Annotated in this window: 13 protein-coding genes; 9 read left to right on the top strand and 4 right to left on the bottom strand. The window is 69.6% G+C overall.

The genetic code is table 11. The annotated features are described in order from the left end of the window. The first annotated feature begins 54 nt into the window (after nucleotides 1–54). Nucleotides 55–603 (top strand): DoxX family protein, encoded by a 549-nt coding sequence (locus tag NLX83_RS02410; protein WP_254233211.1) that lies wholly within the window; start codon nucleotides 55–57, stop codon nucleotides 601–603. 42 nt (nucleotides 604–645) lie between these two features. Here the strand turns inward: NLX83_RS02410 and NLX83_RS02405 are convergent, their stop codons facing one another. The 3 genes from NLX83_RS02405 to NLX83_RS02395 form a co-directional block, all read right to left on the bottom strand. Continuing rightward, on the bottom strand, nucleotides 646–1,071 hold the full coding sequence (locus NLX83_RS02405) for a type II toxin-antitoxin system PemK/MazF family toxin (RefSeq protein WP_254233210.1): 426 nt from the start codon (nucleotides 1,069–1,071) through the stop codon (nucleotides 646–648). Nucleotides 1,072–1,217: 146 nt separating this feature from the next. Then, the gene (gene ilvD / locus NLX83_RS02400) at nucleotides 1,218–3,065 is read right to left on the bottom strand and encodes a dihydroxy-acid dehydratase (protein WP_254233209.1); all 1,848 of its coding nucleotides are present in this window, start codon (nucleotides 3,063–3,065) and stop codon (nucleotides 1,218–1,220) included. A 21-nt stretch (nucleotides 3,066–3,086) separates the two neighbouring features. After that, nucleotides 3,087–3,497 (bottom strand): PH domain-containing protein, encoded by a 411-nt coding sequence (locus NLX83_RS02395; RefSeq protein WP_254233208.1) that lies wholly within the window; start codon nucleotides 3,495–3,497, stop codon nucleotides 3,087–3,089. A gap of 289 nt (nucleotides 3,498–3,786) precedes the next feature. Between NLX83_RS02395 and NLX83_RS02390 the strand changes: the two genes are divergently transcribed. The 3 genes from NLX83_RS02390 to ilvC are packed head-to-tail and all read left to right on the top strand — an operon-like array spanning nucleotide 3,787 to nucleotide 7,186. After that, complete coding sequence (locus NLX83_RS02390) at nucleotides 3,787–5,622, top strand: acetolactate synthase large subunit (protein ID WP_254233207.1); 1,836 nt, start codon at nucleotides 3,787–3,789, stop codon at nucleotides 5,620–5,622. Then, nucleotides 5,622–6,128, top strand: coding sequence for an acetolactate synthase small subunit (ilvN, locus tag NLX83_RS02385; protein WP_254233206.1), 507 nt, complete (start codon nucleotides 5,622–5,624; stop codon nucleotides 6,126–6,128). Before NLX83_RS02390 ends, ilvN begins: the two co-directional genes overlap by 1 nt. Nucleotides 6,129–6,172: 44 nt before the next feature. Next, on the top strand, nucleotides 6,173–7,186 hold the full coding sequence (gene ilvC, locus NLX83_RS02380; protein WP_254233205.1) for a ketol-acid reductoisomerase: 1,014 nt from the start codon (nucleotides 6,173–6,175) through the stop codon (nucleotides 7,184–7,186). Between the two features lie 255 nt (nucleotides 7,187–7,441). Here ilvC and NLX83_RS02375 read toward each other — a convergent pair whose 3' ends face one another. Next, complete coding sequence (locus NLX83_RS02375; protein ID WP_254233204.1) at nucleotides 7,442–7,894, bottom strand: hypothetical protein; 453 nt, start codon at nucleotides 7,892–7,894, stop codon at nucleotides 7,442–7,444. 260 nt (nucleotides 7,895–8,154) lie between these two features. Here NLX83_RS02375 and NLX83_RS02370 point away from each other — a divergent pair, with 260 nt between their 5' ends. The 5 genes from NLX83_RS02370 (at nucleotide 8,155) to NLX83_RS02350 (ending at nucleotide 15,370) form a co-directional block, all read left to right on the top strand. After that, on the top strand, nucleotides 8,155–9,003 hold the full coding sequence (locus NLX83_RS02370) for a helix-turn-helix domain-containing protein (RefSeq protein ID WP_254233203.1): 849 nt from the start codon (nucleotides 8,155–8,157) through the stop codon (nucleotides 9,001–9,003). Between the two features lie 20 nt (nucleotides 9,004–9,023). Then, nucleotides 9,024–9,212, top strand: a complete 189-nt coding sequence (locus NLX83_RS02365; protein ID WP_254236052.1) for a DUF397 domain-containing protein — start codon at nucleotides 9,024–9,026, stop codon at nucleotides 9,210–9,212. 25 nt (nucleotides 9,213–9,237) lie between these two features. Beyond that, nucleotides 9,238–9,534 (top strand): DUF397 domain-containing protein, encoded by a 297-nt coding sequence (locus tag NLX83_RS02360; protein ID WP_254233202.1) that lies wholly within the window; start codon nucleotides 9,238–9,240, stop codon nucleotides 9,532–9,534. Between the two features lie 458 nt (nucleotides 9,535–9,992). After that, nucleotides 9,993–11,591 carry a phosphoglycerate dehydrogenase gene (serA, locus tag NLX83_RS02355; protein WP_254233201.1) on the top strand — a complete coding sequence of 533 codons (1,599 nt, stop codon included), beginning with the start codon at nucleotides 9,993–9,995 and terminating at the stop codon, nucleotides 11,589–11,591. A gap of 365 nt (nucleotides 11,592–11,956) precedes the next feature. Next, entirely contained in the window at nucleotides 11,957–15,370 is a 3,414-nt protein-coding gene (locus NLX83_RS02350) for a S8 family peptidase (protein WP_254233200.1), read from the top strand. Nucleotides 15,371–15,589: the final 219 nt, after the last annotated feature.

The raw sequence follows: 15,589 nt of genomic DNA, 5'->3' as shown, positions 1-15,589 counted from the left end.
CGACACCTACTCGAATCGGTCGCCCCGGACGCGCCGATCCCCTAGCGTGGGCGCGTGAGCACTCAGGGAGAGTCGGCCGGCAGTGGCGAGATCCGTCCGTTCACCTGGACGGCGGGTGCGGACTTCGGGCAGCTGGTGCTGCGGTTCGCGCTGGGCGGCACGTTCATCGCGCACGGCGCGCAGAAGATCTTCGGCGCGTTCGGCGGACCGGGCATCAACGGGTTCGCGCAGTTCCTGCAGAGCAAGGGGTTCACCCAGACCACCATGCTGGCGTGGCTCACCGGCCTGACCGAGCTGGTCGGCGGCGCGCTCGTGGTGATCGGCCTGTTCACCCCGCTGGCCGCGGCCGGACTGCTGGCCATCATGATCAACGTGGTGATCCTGAAGTGGGGCGGGGGCTTCTTCCTCGGCCAGCAGGGCGCCGGTTTCGAGTTCGACCTCGCCCTCGGCGCGATGGCCGCGGGCGTGGTGCTGACCGGACCCGGCCGCCTCGGCCTGGACACCGGTTTCTTCTGGTCCCGCAGACCACTCGGCGTCGGCGTCGGCTGCCTCGCCCTCGCCGTGGCCGCGACCCTGCTCATGCAGCTGGTCTTCCGCGTCTGACCCGGCGGAGGCCCCGGTCGTCCGGGGCCTCCGGCACGGAGGTCAGCGCCAGCCGTAGCGCTTGCGCAGCGCGATCGCCACGCGGGTGAAGCGGTCGGCCTCCAGCACCGCGCCCTCGCGGCGGATGTCGTCCTCGCCGAGCTCGAACAGCCGGTCCAGCCGCAGGAACGACTCCCGCCCGGAGCGGTCCCACGCGCCGATGCCGAGCTCCAGCCAGTCCTGTTCCTCGTGGTAGTCCGGAACCTGGCTGGACAGCATCATCGCGTGCAGCAACGAGCCGTCCCGGCCCACCACGAGCAGCGGGCGGTCCTTGCCCTTCGACGGGTCCTCCTCGAAGGGCACCCACGTCCACACGACCTCGCCCGGATCGGCCTGGCCGTCGAGGTCGGGGGCGTAGACCAGATCGGTTGCGCGCGCCCGGGTCGGCACCTCGCGAACGCGCTTCACCTGCTGATGATCACCAAGCATCCGCGCAACCTACCGCTCGCCCCCAATGACCCGTTCAGGGCGTCAGCGGCGCCGCCAATGCCGCGTTTGGTGCGCTCAAACGCACTGAATGAGTCATTGGGGGAGCTGGAGCCCCCCAATGACTCATTCAGCACATAACGGCGGGGTCAGACGCGGTTGACATCGCGGACGGCGCCGGTGGAGGCGGAGGTGGCCAGCTTCGCGTAGGCCTTGAGCGCGGTGGAGACCTCGCGCTGCCGGTCGACGGGCTGCCACGGGCGCTCGCTGGCCTCCATCTTCGCCCTGCGCTCGGCGAGCACACCGGCGTCCACGAGCAGCTCAAGCTTCCGCGAGCGCACGTCGAGCAGGATCTGGTCGCCGTTCTCCACCAAGCCGATCAGCCCGCCGTCGGCCGCCTCGGGGGAGACGTGGCCGACGGAGATGCCGGAGGAGCCACCGGAGAAGCGGCCGTCGGTGATCAGCGCGCAGAGCTTGCCGAGCCCGGAGCCCTTCAGGAACGCGGTGGGGTGCAGCATCTCCTGCATGCCGGGGCCGCCGGAGGGGCCCTCGTAGCGGACCACGATCACCTCGCCCGGCTGGATCTCCTTCTTCAGGATCGCCGAGACGGCCTGCTCCTGGCTCTCCACGACCCGCGCGGGGCCCTGGAAGTGCCACAGCTCCTCGTCGATGCCCGCGGTCTTGATCACCGCGCCCTCCTCGGCGAGGTTGCCGTAGAGCACCGCGAGCCCGCCGTCGGCGGTGTACTTGTGCTCGAAGTCGCGGATGCAGCCGCCAGCGGCGTCAGTGTCCAAAGAGGACCAGCGGTTCGACGTCGAGAACGCCTTGGTGGTGCGGACTCCGCCGGGCGCGGCGTGGAACAGCTCGACGGCCTCCGGGGACGGCGACTCCGCGCGGATGTCCCAAGTGGACAGCCACTGCTCCAGGGTGGGGCTGTGCACGGAGTGCACGTCGCGGTTCAGCAGCCCGGCGCGGTTCAGTTCGCCGAGGATCGCCGGGATTCCGCCTGCCCGGTGCACGTCCTCCATGTGGTAGTCGGAGTTCGGCGAGACCTTGGACAGGCAGGGCACGCGGCGGCTGATCGCGTCGATGTCGGAGAGGGTGAAACCGATCTGCCCCTCCTGCGCCGCGGCCAGGATGTGCAGCACGGTGTTGGTGGACCCGCCCATCGCCACGTCCAGCGCCATGGCGTTCTCGAACGCCTTCCTGTTGGCGATGTTGCGCGGCAGCGCGCTGGCGTCGTCCTGTTCGTACCAGCGCTTGGCCAGCTCGACCACGGTGGTGCCCGCGCGCAGGAACAGATCGCGCCGCGCGGCGTGCGTGGCCAGCGTGGAACCGTTGCCGGGCAAGGAGAGCCCGAGCGCCTCGGTCAGGCAGTTCATCGAGTTCGCGGTGAACATGCCCGAGCAGGAGCCGCAGGTCGGACAGGCCGAACGCTCCACTTCGGACAGTCCGGCCTCGTCGACGTTCGCGTTGGCCGACGCGGCGATCGCGGTGATCAGGTCGGTCGGGGCCTGCGCGACGCCCTCGACGACGACGGCCTTGCCCGCCTCCATCGGCCCGCCGGAGACGAACACGGCCGGGATGTTCAGCCGCATCGCGGCCATCAGCATGCCCGGCGTGATCTTGTCGCAGTTGGAGATGCACACCAGCGCGTCGGCCTGGTGGCCCTGCACCATGTACTCCACGGCGTCGGCGATGACCTCGCGCGAGGGCAGCGAGTAGAGCATTCCGCTGTGCCCCATGGCGATGCCGTCGTCCACGGCGATGGTGTGGAACTCGCGCGCGACCCCGCCCGCCTCGCGCACCGCGCCCGCGACGAGCTCGCCCATGTCCTTGAGGTGCACGTGGCCGGGCACGAACTGCGTGTAGGAGTTGGCGATCGCCACGATGGGCTTGCCGAAGTCCGAGTCGGTCATGCCGGTGGCGCGCCACAGCGAGCGGGCGCCCGCGGCATTGCGGCCGTGGGTGGTGATTCGGGAACGCAGCGGGGGCACGGCCCCTCCTTACAGCAGGAACTACTCGTCGGTGTCTGTCGAGGCTACGCCTGGTTCGGGCGTCTTCTCGGCGGTCGCGCTGGGATCGGGCACCACGCCACCGCTCGCCTTCGCGAGTGCGGGCAGGTCGCCGAGCCGCACCGCGGGCAGGGTCAGTCGCTCGCCGCCGTTGAGCACGAGGCTGACCTTGTTGGGGCGCCCCAGTTGCAGGGACGTCACCTGGCTCCACTCTATGCGCCGCGAGCGGAGCGCGGTGCGCACCACCACCCCGTCTGACCCCGCGACGGTCCGCGCCCGCAGCACCACCCAGACGAGCGCGAGCGGCACGAGGTAGATCACCTGGAGCCCGGGTGCGCCGAAGGCGACCGGCGTCACGCAGAGCGTCAGCAACGCGATCGGCAGCAGCGCGACCCTGGGAAGTTGGAAGACCACGCCACACATGCTCCCACCTGCGAACGAGCCCCGGCGCGTCCCCCGGTCGTGTCCAGCATGCGGGAGTGAGATCCCGCAGAGTTGACGCTACTAGGCCATCGGCGCTAGCTTCATCCGCGTGCTGCTGCGCAACTTCCCGTTCATCGGGGTCCTCGTACTTCCCAGGCGCGTCGACGCCTAGGGAAGTCTTCGTCGACGCGCCACCCTCGTACGGCTCACCATTGGCCGACGAGGGTTTTTTGTTGCCCGGACAGCCCCAAGTCAACTCGACACCCACGAGGCAGACACGATGACCAGCGCCACATCGCGACCGGCAGCGGTGCCCAAGGCCCCGCAGAATCCCCAGGGTGCGCGCCCCCGCCCCGCGCCCCCGACCGGGGCCCCGATCCGGGTGACCGGTGCGCAGTCCTTTGTCCGCTCCCTCGAAGCCGCCGGTTGCGAGGTCGTCTTCGGCATTCCCGGTGGCGCCATCCTGCCCGCCTACGACCCGCTCCTGGACTCCACCAAGGTGCGGCACATCCTGGTGCGCCACGAGCAGGGCGCTGGCCACGCGGCGACCGGCTACGCGCAGGCCACCGGCAAGGTCGGCGTGTGCATGGCCACCTCGGGGCCGGGCGCGACCAACCTGGTCACCCCGCTGGCCGACGCCTACATGGACTCGGTCCCGGTGGTCGCGATCACCGGCCAGGTCGCCCGCTCGGCGATCGGCACGGACGCCTTCCAGGAAGCCGACATCTGCGGCATCACGATGCCGGTGACCAAGCACAACATCCTCGTCACCGAGCCGGCTGACATCCCGAGGGCGATCGCCGAGGCGTTCCACATCGCCTCCACCGGCCGCCCCGGCCCGGTCCTGGTCGACCTGCCCAAGGACGTGCTCCAGGCCAGCACCTCCTTCTCGTGGCCGCCGGAGATGAAGCTGCCCGGCTACCGCCCCACGGTCCGCCCGCACGGCAAGCAGGTCCGCGAGGCGGCCAAGCTGATCGCGGCGGCGCAGCGCCCGGTGCTCTACGTCGGCGGAGGTGTGCTGAAGGCGCACGCGTCGGCCGAGCTGCGCGAGCTGGCCGAGTTCACCGGCATCCCGGTGGTCACCACGCTGATGGCGCGCGGCGCGTTCCCCGACTCGCACGAGCTGCACCTGGGCATGCCGGGCATGCACGGCACGGTGGCGGCCGTCGCGGCGATGCAGCGCTCGGACCTGTTGATCACCCTGGGCGCGCGGTTCGACGACCGCGTCACCGGGCAGCTGGACTCCTTCGCCCCCGAGGCGAAGATCGTGCACGCGGACATCGACCCGGCGGAGATCTCCAAGAACCGCCGCGCCGACGTGCCGATCGTCGGTGACTGCAAGGAGGTCATCGGTGAGCTGATCGAGGCGGTGCGCGCCGAGTTCGAGGTCGAGCGCGCCGACATCGCGCCGTGGTGGAAGCAGCTCAGCTCGTGGCGGGACACCTTCCCGCTGGGCTACGAGGAGCCGACCGACGGCACCCTGGCGCCGCAGTACGTGATCGAGCGGATCGGTGCCCTGGCGGGTCCGGACGCGATCTACACCGCGGGCGTCGGCCAGCACCAGATGTGGGCGGCGCAGTTCATCCGCTACGAGAAGCCCAGGACCTGGCTGAACTCCGGCGGCCTCGGCACGATGGGCTACGCGGTGCCCGCGGCCATGGGCGCCAAGCAGGGCATGCCGGACACCCAGGTGTGGGCGATCGACGGCGACGGCTGCTTCCAGATGACCAACCAGGAGCTGGCCACCTGCGCCATCGAGAACATCCCGATCAAGGTTGCCGTGATCAACAACGGCAACCTGGGCATGGTCCGGCAGTGGCAGACCCTGTTCTACGACAAGCGGTACTCCAACACCGACCTGGGCACGCACAAGCACCGCATCCCGGACTTCAAGCTGCTGGCCGAGGCGCTGGGCTGCGTCGGCCTGCGCTGCGAGTCCAAGGACGACGTCGACGCCGTGATCAAGCAGGCGATGGAGATCAACGACCGCCCGGTCGTGATCGACTTCGTGGTGGGCAAGGATGCCCAGGTGTGGCCGATGGTGGCCGCGGGCACGGGCAACGACCACATCATGGCCGCGCGGGGCATCCGCCCGCTGTTCGAGGAAGACGAATGATGAGCAGGCACACGCTGAGCGTGCTGGTCGAGAACAAGCCGGGTGTGCTGGCCAGGGTCGCGGGCCTGTTCTCCCGCAGGGGCTTCAACATCGAGTCCCTCGCCGTCGGCCCGACCGAGCACGTCGAGGTCTCCCGGATGACGATCGTGGTCTCCGTCGACGAACTACCGTTGGAACAGGTGACCAAGCAGCTCAACAAGCTGGTGAACGTCATCAAGATCGTCGAGCTGGACCCGCCGACGGCCGTGCAGCGCGAACTGCTGCTGGTCAAGGTCAGGGCCGACGCGACGGTGCGCAGCCAGGTGCTGGAGACCGTCCAGCTGTTCCGGGCCAAGGTGGTCGACGTCTCGCCAGAAGCGCTGACGGTCGAGGCCACCGGCACCGCCGACAAGCTCAACGCGCTGCTGCGCATGCTGGAGCCGTACGGGATCAGGGAGATGGTCCAGTCCGGCATGGTCGCGATCGGCCGGGGCGCCCGCTCCATCACCGCCGCCGCGGTTCGCTGACCCCCCGAATTTTTTCGCCATTACCGAAGGGACCACCGAGCACCATGTCCGTGGAGATGTTCTACGACGACGCCGCCGACCTGAGCGTGATCCAGAACCGCAAGGTCGCGGTGATCGGGTACGGCAGCCAGGGCCACGCCCACGCGCTCAGCCTGCGCGACTCCGGGGTCGACGTCCGGATCGGCCTGCCCGAGGGCTCGAAGTCCCGCCCGAAGGCCGAGGAGGAGGGGCTGCGGGTGCTCACGCCCGCCGAGGCCGCCGCCGAGGCCGACGTGATCATGATCCTGATCCCCGACCACAAGCAGCGCGACCTCTACACCAACGACATCGCGCCGAACCTCAACGACGGCGACGCGCTGTTCTTCGGCCACGGCCTGGCGATCCGCTTCGGCCTGATCACCCCGCCCGCCAACGTGGCCGTGGCGATGGTGGCCCCGAAGGGCCCCGGCCACCTGGTGCGCCGCCAGTTCGTCGACGGCAAGGGCGTGCCCTGCCTGATCGCGGTCGAGCAGGACCCAGCGGGCGACACCCAGGCGCTGGCGCTGTCCTACGCCAAGGCCATCGGCGGCACCCGCGCAGGCGTGATCAAGACCACCTTCAAGGAGGAGGCCGAGACCGACCTCTTCGGCGAGCAGGCCGTGCTCTGCGGCGGCGTGGCCTCGTTGGTGCAGAACGGTTTCGAGGTGCTCACCGAGGCGGGCTACGCGCCGGAGATCGCCTACTTCGAGTGCCTGCACGAGCTGAAGCTGATCGTCGACCTGATGTACGAGGGCGGCATCTCGCGGATGTTCTACTCGGTCTCCGACACCGCCGAGTACGGCGGCTACAGCCGGGGCCCGCGGGTGGTGGACGCCCGCGCCAAGGAGGAGATGCGCAAGATCCTCGCGGAGATCCAGAGCGGGGAGTTCGCCAAGGAGCTCGTCGCGGAGATGGACGGCGGGCGCCCGGCGTTCACCAAGTACCGCGAGGAGTCCGCCGCGCACCCGATCGAGCAGACCGGCAAGAAGCTCCGCGACCTCATGTCGTGGGTCGACCGCCCGATCACCGAGACCGCCTGACCCAGGCGCACGCGGAGGGGGCGCCGAGGATCACTCCGGCGCCCCCTCGTCATTTCCCGAGCGATTTGTGAGCGCTCACAAATCGCCTTTAGGGAGCGAATGCCCTTATGGCGATCCGAAAGAATGCCGCTGAGGCAGAAGGGTCAGCTGGGAAAAGGGGCTGAGAGCCACTGCCGAAGCACTGTCCACAGTGGTCCCGTTGCACTTCGCACCGGCGTTCGCGCTCACGCGAGTTGCAGGGTGCACGAGTCAGGCTCAGGTGGGGCAGCGGCGGGGAATCCGCAGCGTGTCCTGCGACGGGAAACCGTCCCGACCCGCGCGGGGGGAGGGGGACGCGAGCCGGGACGGCCTCTCGTCGGTGGTGTCCGGCACCACGCACAGCTGTGCGTAGGCGATCCACCAGGTGGCGCACGGCCAGCCGCCGTCCCGCCAGCTCGTGCCGCAGAGCCGGCAGCGGGGCCGCCTGCGGCCGGTGCTGCGGTGCTGTGCCAGCAGGAACTGCCAGCCCCGGACCGTGCGCAGGAGCGCGTTCTTGCCCAGGTCATCGGGTTGGCGAAGGGCCAGTGCCTCCAGAGCGGCCAGCTTCGTCGCCACGTCGCGGTAGCAGTCGCGGCCCTGCACGGAACAGTCGCTCGGTGCCTCGCGCACGTCGAGCAGCGACTTTCCCGGCAGCCACACAACCCCCACCCGCTCCCGATCGTCTGTCATGGGGATGATCTCGGAGCAGAAAACTCCGGAGAGCGACCCCGTGGGCACTAAGCGTGCAAGACGCTCACGGAGAAATGCAACGTACATCCTGCGAATGACACGATTGGGTGAGACTGTGCCCAGCAGTAGGACAAGCGATTGCGACACCCTTTCCGCCGCGTGCACACTGCGGCGAGTTCCCGCCGAGGCGTGTTTTGGACGATCCTGACCCTATGAAGGTCGATCGGGACCACGCATCGTCATTACTGGAGAGGGAGACCGTGACTGCCGGCCACAGCCCTACCGTGCGGCGTCGCCGGTTGGCATCCGAACTGCGCCGCTTACGCGAAGCCGCCGGACTGACCTGCGAGGACGTCGCCGGGCACCTGGAGTGCTCGGCAGCCAAGGTGAGCCGTATCGAGACGGGGCGGACGGGCGTCAACCCCCGCGACGTCCGGGACATGCTCCAGCTCTACGGCGTCGAGGGCGACCGGCAGGACGCCCTGGTCGAACTGTCCAGGATGGCAAGGCAAAAGGGCTGGTGGCACAACTACAGCGACGTGCTGACCGGCGCGTTCGCCGGGATGGAGGCCGAAGCCGCCTCGATCCGGTGCTACCAGGCGCAGCTCGTGCCCGGTCTGCTGCAGACCGAGGACTACGCCAGGTCCGTCTTCCGCGCGGTGCGGCCCAAGGCCGACACCGACGACGTGGAACGCCGCGTCGCCGCGCGCCGGGCCAGGCAGTCCATCCTCGAGCGCGACCAGCCACCCAAGCTGTGGATGGTCATCGACGAGGCGGTGCTGCACCGCAAGGTCGGCGGGGACGAGGTGATGCGCGAACAGCTCGACTACCTGGTCGAGATGACGGCGCAGCCGAACATCGAACTTCAGGTGCTGCCCTTCGGTGTCGGTGCCCACGCGGCCGCTGACGGTCCGTTCGTGATCCTGGGTTTCCCGGATCCGATCGACCCGACCGTGGTCTACCTGGACACCCTCACGAGCGGTCTGTACCTGGAGAAACCAGAGGAAATCCGCTGGTACGGCACGGTATTCGATCATGTACGGGCGGCGGCGCTGGGCACGGAGGAATCCGTTGCGCTGATCGCCTCTAGGGCAAAGGAGTTGTCGTGAGCGTCGACGAGCGTCGGGGGATGTTCACGGAATGGCGCAAGAGCAGCCACAGTGGGGGTGGCAACGACTGCGTCGAGGTCGCCTACACATCGGCGGCGGTGGGAGTCCGGGACTCCAAGAACCCCGCTGCCGGTGAACTGGTGTTCACCGAGACCCAGTGGCACGGGTTCCTGGACGGGGTCCGCGCGGGTCACTGGCACCGCCAGTGACCACAACTGTGAGGACGGTCTCATCGTGAGCGAGAGCACGTCCGGGGTCAGGACCCGGCCCGTCGGTGGCGAGAGGTACGACGACAAAGCCGACATTCGGGACCAGCTCGACTTCTCCGGGGCGCACTGGAGGGGCGATGACAACGACGGCTCGGCGGGCGGCCGGGTCGAGATGACCCAGATCCACCACACCGATGGGATCACCTACACCTGTTTGCGCCACGGTGGGGATCCGCACGGACCCGTCCTCGTCTTCACGCCGGGCGAGTGGGACGCGTTCGTCGCGGGAGCCAAGGACGGTGAGTTCGACCGTCCCTTCTAGCGCGGACCAGCGCGCGAGAACACGAGAGCAGCGGGCGGCCCGGTGAGCGACGGGCCGCCCGCTCGCGTGTCCGCCCCCCTGCCTCTCCCACCCGGGTCCACCGGTCTTCAAGTACCCCCAACCCCACCTCGCCCCGGCCCCGCGCCCCACCCACCCCAATGACTCATTCAGCACGTTGGAGCCCCCCAATGACTCGTTTGGGGCGTTGGGTTCCCTGAACGACCCGTTGAGGGCGTTGAAGTCCCTGAACGACTCGTTCAGGGCACAAACGGCGGGGAGCCCGGCGATCGTTCGGGCACGGTGCGTGGTGCGTTGGGGATCACTGCGTTCGTTGTCCGACACGTGAAACGACGTGGTAACCCCGCAGATACACTGCGGATTCTCCGGGTTACAACGCGGTGGCCCGCTGCTCGACGTCATGGCCGCCCAAGGCCGCACCCATCTCCTGGAGAGCACCTGTGAGCAAGTCACCTCGCCCGGTCGTCCTGATCGCCGAGAAGCTGGCGCCGTCCGTGCTGGATGTCTTCGGTGACGAGGTCGAGGTCCGTCACGTCGACGGCACCGACCGCCCCGCCCTGTTCGCCGCGCTCGCCGAGGCCGACGCGCTGCTCGTGCGCTCCGCCACCCAGGTCGACGCCGAGGCCCTCGCCGCGAGCGCCAAGCTCAAGGTCGTCGCGCGCGCCGGGGTCGGCCTGGACAACGTCGACGTGGACGCCGCGACCACGCGCGGTGTGATGGTGGTGAACGCGCCCACCTCCAACATCGTCTCCGCCGCCGAGCACGCGGTCGCGCTGCTGCTGGCCGTGGCCCGCCGCATCCCCGAGGCCGACGCGAGCCTCAAGGACGGCAAGTGGAAGCGCAGCGCGCTGGGCGGGGTCGAGCTCAACGGCAAGACGGTCGGCGTCATCGGCCTCGGCAAGATCGGCCAGCTCTTCGCCAGCCGGATCGCCGCGTTCGGCACCAAGCTGATCGCCTACGACCCCTACGTGTCCCCGGCCCGCGCGGGCCAGCTGGGCATCGAGCTGGTCAGCCTGGAGACCCTGCTCGCGCAGGCCGACGCGATCTCCATCCACCTGCCGAAGACCCCGGAGACCAAGGGCCTGATCGGCGCCGACGAGCTGGCCAAGACCAAGAAGGGCGTGCTGATCGTCAACGCCGCCCGCGGTGGCCTGATCGACGAGGACGCGCTGGCCGACGCCGCGCGCACCGGCCAGATCGGCGGTGCGGGCGTGGACGTCTTCGCCACCGAGCCGACCACCTCCAGTCCGCTGTTCGACCTGCCCAACGTCGTGGTCACCCCGCACCTGGGCGCGTCCACCTCCGAGGCGCAGGACCGCGCGGGCACCGACGTGGCCCGCTCGGTGGTCCTGGCGCTGCGCGGGGACTTCGTGCCGGACGCGGTGAACGTGCGCGGCGGCGGCATCGTCGGCGAGGAGGTGCGGCCCTACCTGCCGCTCACCCAGAAGCTCGGCTCCGTCCTCTCCGCGATCAGCTCGCGCACCCCGGCCACGCTGGACGTGCAGATCCGCGGCGAACTGTCCAATGAGGACGTCAAGATCCTCCAGCTGGCCGCGCTGCGCGGGCTGTTCGCGGGTGTGGTCGAGGAGCAGGTCACCTTCGTCAACGCCTCCTCGATCGCCGAGGCGCGCGATGTGGCGGTGGAGCTGACCACCGAGTCCGAGAGCGCCAACCACCGCAGCCTGGTCACGCTGGTCGCCGTGCAGGCCGACGGCACCCGGCTCAGCGTCTCCGGCACGCTCACCGGCCCGAAGCAGGTCGAGAAGCTGGTGGAGATCAACGGCAGGAACTTCGACCTGCGCGCCGAGGGCAACGTGCTGCTGCTGGAGTACCCGGACCGGCCCGGCGTGATGGGCACCGTGGGCACCCTGCTCGGCGAGGCGGGCGTGAACGTCGAGGCCGCGCAGATCAGCCAGACCACCGACGGCGCGGACGCCACCATGCTGCTGCGGGTGGACCGCCCGGTCGACGGCAACGTGCTGGAGCCGATCGGCGCCACGGTCGGCGCGAAGATGGTGCGCTCGCTGTCCTTCGAGTAGCTCGCGATCCACGAGGGCGGCTTCCCCACGGGGGAGCCGCCCTTCGCGTTTCTGGTTGAGTCGTCAACGACATCGCTGGTCAGCGCGGTTTTCACCAACGGGTGAGCCAAGTCGTGTCGCTATTGCGCACCGAAGTGTTACCGAGTCCCGTAATCCGTGACTTAAGTGAAAACGTTCGTCGGTCCGTCACTCGAATGGAGTAACATCGGCGACATTCTTCCGAGTTAAGTTCCGTGCCGAGGTCAGACCAGGCGCCGTTGAGGGCACGGTGCCACGCCGGGATTCCCCCGCGACGCGGGGTCGAGCCGTCCGTGCAGGCGGGCGCGCACCGGCAGGGTCGGAGATGACCTCCAGTGAGGGCAACAGTGAGTTCATCCCGGGTCCGCCTCACGGCGACGCGGTCCGCAGCAGCGGTGCTTGCCGCTGTCCTGGCGGTCGGTGTCACCGCAGGCACGGCCACCGCCCAGGCCCCGCAGGAACCGCTCGCACAGGGCGTTCCCGCCGCGAAGGGCCTGTCCGCGAAGTCGTTGCAGCAGAAGGTCGAACCGCGTCTCGCGGCGGCCAGCGGCAAGGTGACCGCGTTCATCGAGCTGGCCAAGGCGCCCGCCGTGGACGCCTTCACCGAGACCGAGCGCAAGGGCGCGGGCAAGCAGCAGGCGAAGGCCGCGGCGCAGCGCGCCAAGGACGACACCAAGAAGGCGGCCGACTCGGTCGTCGGCCAGCTGCGCTCCCGCGACGGCGGCACCCGCGAGCTGTACCGCACGACCAACGCCGTTCCGGGCGTGGTGGTCCAGGCGGACGCGGCCAAGATCACCGAGCTGGCCTCGCGGAAGGACGTGCGCTCGGTGCGCACGGTCGTCCCGAAGTCGCGCGGCAACTCCAACGCCGTGCAGCTGACCCGCGCGCTGCAGACCTGGAAGTCCAACGGCGTCCTGGGTGACGGCGTCCGCGTCGGCATCATCGACGACGGCGTCGACTACACCCACGCCACCTTCGGCGGCCCCGGCACCAAAGAGGCCTACGCGGCGATCGACCGCGACAAGGCCAACCCGGCGGTCTTCCCGACCCCGAAGGTCGTCGGCGGCATCGACCTCGTCGGTGACAAGTACGACGCCAACGGCGAGACCGGCTCGCGCACCCCGGTGCCGGACCCCAACCCGATCTCCTGCGGCACCCACGGCACCCACGTCGCGGGCACCACGGGCGGCCTCGGCGTCAACGCCGACGGCACCGCCTTCAAGGGCGACCACAACAAGCTGACCGCCAAGCAGCTCAACGAGATGCGCGTCGGCCCGGGCACCGCGCCCAGGTCGCTGCTGTACTCGATCAAGGTCTTCGGCTGCGAGGGTTCGACCGACGTCACCTCGCAGGCCATGGACTGGGCGCTGGACCCGGACGGCGACGGTGACTTCACCGACCGCCTCGACGTGGTCAACATGTCGCTGGGCAGCAACTTCGGCGGTGCCGACGACCCGGACAGCCTGTTCGTCCGCAAGCTCGTCGCCAACGGCGTGCTCCCGGTGATCTCCGCGGGCAACGGCGGCGACCTCTACGACGTCGGCGGCTCCCCGGGCAACACCCCGGAGGCGCTGACCGTCGCGAGCACCCGCGACTCCTTCGTGCTGCGCGACGGTGCCGAGGTGGCCGCGCCGAACACCCTCGCGGGCGTCAAGGCGGGCCAGTACAGCCAGGACTACGCGAAGTACGACACGCTCGACCTGACCAAGCCGGTCGTGGCGCTCTCCGCCGCCGACAACAAGGACGGCTGCCTCGCCTACTCCGCCGCCGACAAGGCCGCGGTCGCGGGCAAGTTCGCCTGGCTGGAGTGGGACGACAACGACGCCACCCGCAAGTGCGGTTCGGCGGCCAGGGCCAACCAGGCCGGTGCCGCGGGCGCGCTCGGCGTGGTGCTCTCCTCGAACCTGGAGGACTTCGCCGCGGGCATCGCGGGCAACGCGACCGTGCCGATGTTCCAGTTCACCGGCTCCAACACCAAGGCGCTGCGCCCGGCGCTGACCGCGGGCACCCTGGAGGTCAAGCTCGGCGGCCACCTGCGGTCCTCGGTGCGCACCACCTCTCCGGCGATCAACGACACGCCCAGCACCTTCACCTCGCGCAGCGTGCACAGCAAGATCGTCAAGCCCGATATCGCCGCGCCCGGTGACACCATCTCCTCGGCGCTGTCCGGCTCGGGCAACCAGCCGCTGGTGATCAGCGGTACCTCGATGGCCGCTCCGCACACCTCCGGTGTCACCGCCCTGGTCCGCCAGGCGCACCCGGACTGGACGCCGGAAGAGGTCAAGGCGGCCGTCATGAACACCGCGGGCGTGGACGTCCGCACCGGCCCCAACGGCACCATCTACGCGCCGAACCGGGTCGGCACCGGCCGCATCGACGCCAAGGCCGCGCTGGACAACCAGGTGTTGGCCATGGTCACCGACGACCCGGGCGCGGTCAGCGCGTCCTTCGGCACCGTCGAGGTCTCCGGCCCGGTCTCGCTGACCAAGAACATCAAGGTGGTCAACAAGGGCGTCAAGGCGGTCGAGTACCGCACCGGTTACCAGGCCGCGACCTCTATCCCGGGCGTCAGCTACGAGCTGTCCGCGCCGACGGTCAAGGTCGGCCCGCGCGGGTTGGCCAACTTCAAGGTCACGCTGAAGATCACCGACCCGGCCGCGCTGCGCAAGACGGTGGACGCCACGGTGGCCACCACCCAGCTCGGTGTCGCCCGGCAGTTCCTCGCCGACGCCTCCGGCCGGATCACGCTGACCCCGACCAACGGCGCCGTGGTCCCGCTGCGCCTGTCGGTCTACGCCGCGCCGAAGCCGGCCGCGGACATCGTCGCCAAGGACACGCTGCTGTTCCAGCCCGGCCAGGAGCAGGGTGTGCTGAACCTGAGCGGCAAGGGCGTGAACCAGGGCACCGGCGCGCAGGCGTACCGCTCGCTGGTCAGCGTCCTGGAGATGCAGGCCCGTTCCGACCAGCTGCCCGACTGCGGCGGCTCGGTGACGAAGAACTGCACGATCAACGAGACGGCCAAGGCGGGCGACCTGCGCTACGTCGGCGTCGGCTCGACCGCTCCGCTGGCGAAGATGCAGGGCAAGCCGCAGGACGGCATGCTCGCGTTCGGCCTGGTCAGCTGGGGCAACTGGGCCAACCTCGGCAGCAACACCCAGCCGTTCGTCGACATCGACACCAACAACGACGGCAGGCCGGAGTTCGAGACCTTCGCCACGAAGCTCACCGGCTCGGACGTGTGGGTGGCCAACACCGTCGACCTGCGCAAGCCGCTGCCGACCGGCGGGTTCACCAGCGTCGACCTGCAGCCGATCAACGGCCAGTTCGGCGAGGTGGACACCAACGCCTTCGACAGCAACGTGGTCGTGCTGCCGGTCTCGCTGAAGGCGCTGGGCGTCAACGGCGAGGCCCCAGCGGCCAAGCTGTCCTACAAGGTCGGCGTCGCCGGCTACTACCGGGCGCCGGGTGACACCACCGGCACCATCGACCAGATCGCCACCCCGCTGACCTTCGACCCGCTGAACCCGGGCCTGTGGGTGCAGGGTGCGGGCGAGCCCGCGCTGAGCCACCTCGCGCAGCCGGGCACCGCCCTGGTGGTCAACCGGGACGCGGCGGCGCAGGCGGCCGACAAGTCCGAGGGTCTGCTCCTGCTGCACCACCACAACGCGACCGGCAAGCGGGCGCAGGTGGTCGGAGTGAAGGACGTGAAACTCGGCGGGGGTGCCCCGATCGGGCGGCCCAGCGGCCCGCAGCGGCGGTGACCTGACCTGATCGGGTAAAGAGCGTGATCGTGGTGCCCGGGGTGCGTTCGCACTCCGGGCACCACCGCGTTGTGGACAGCGGGACCCCGAGGGGCTGGCATTTGCCTAATGACGCAGTGCTGATGGTCCCCTCCGTCGTGGGTCCCACGACCGGAGATACCCGATCGGGTGTCCCGCAGTACGGGAGAGATGACTTGAGTTGCGCGTCGAATATGCAAT

Source organism: Allokutzneria sp. A3M-2-11 16 (assembly GCF_024213555.1).
Classification (GTDB): domain Bacteria; phylum Actinomycetota; class Actinomycetes; order Mycobacteriales; family Pseudonocardiaceae; genus Allokutzneria.
Note: the sequence above shows the minus strand (reverse complement) of the source record. Positions and strands in the feature narration are given on the sequence as shown.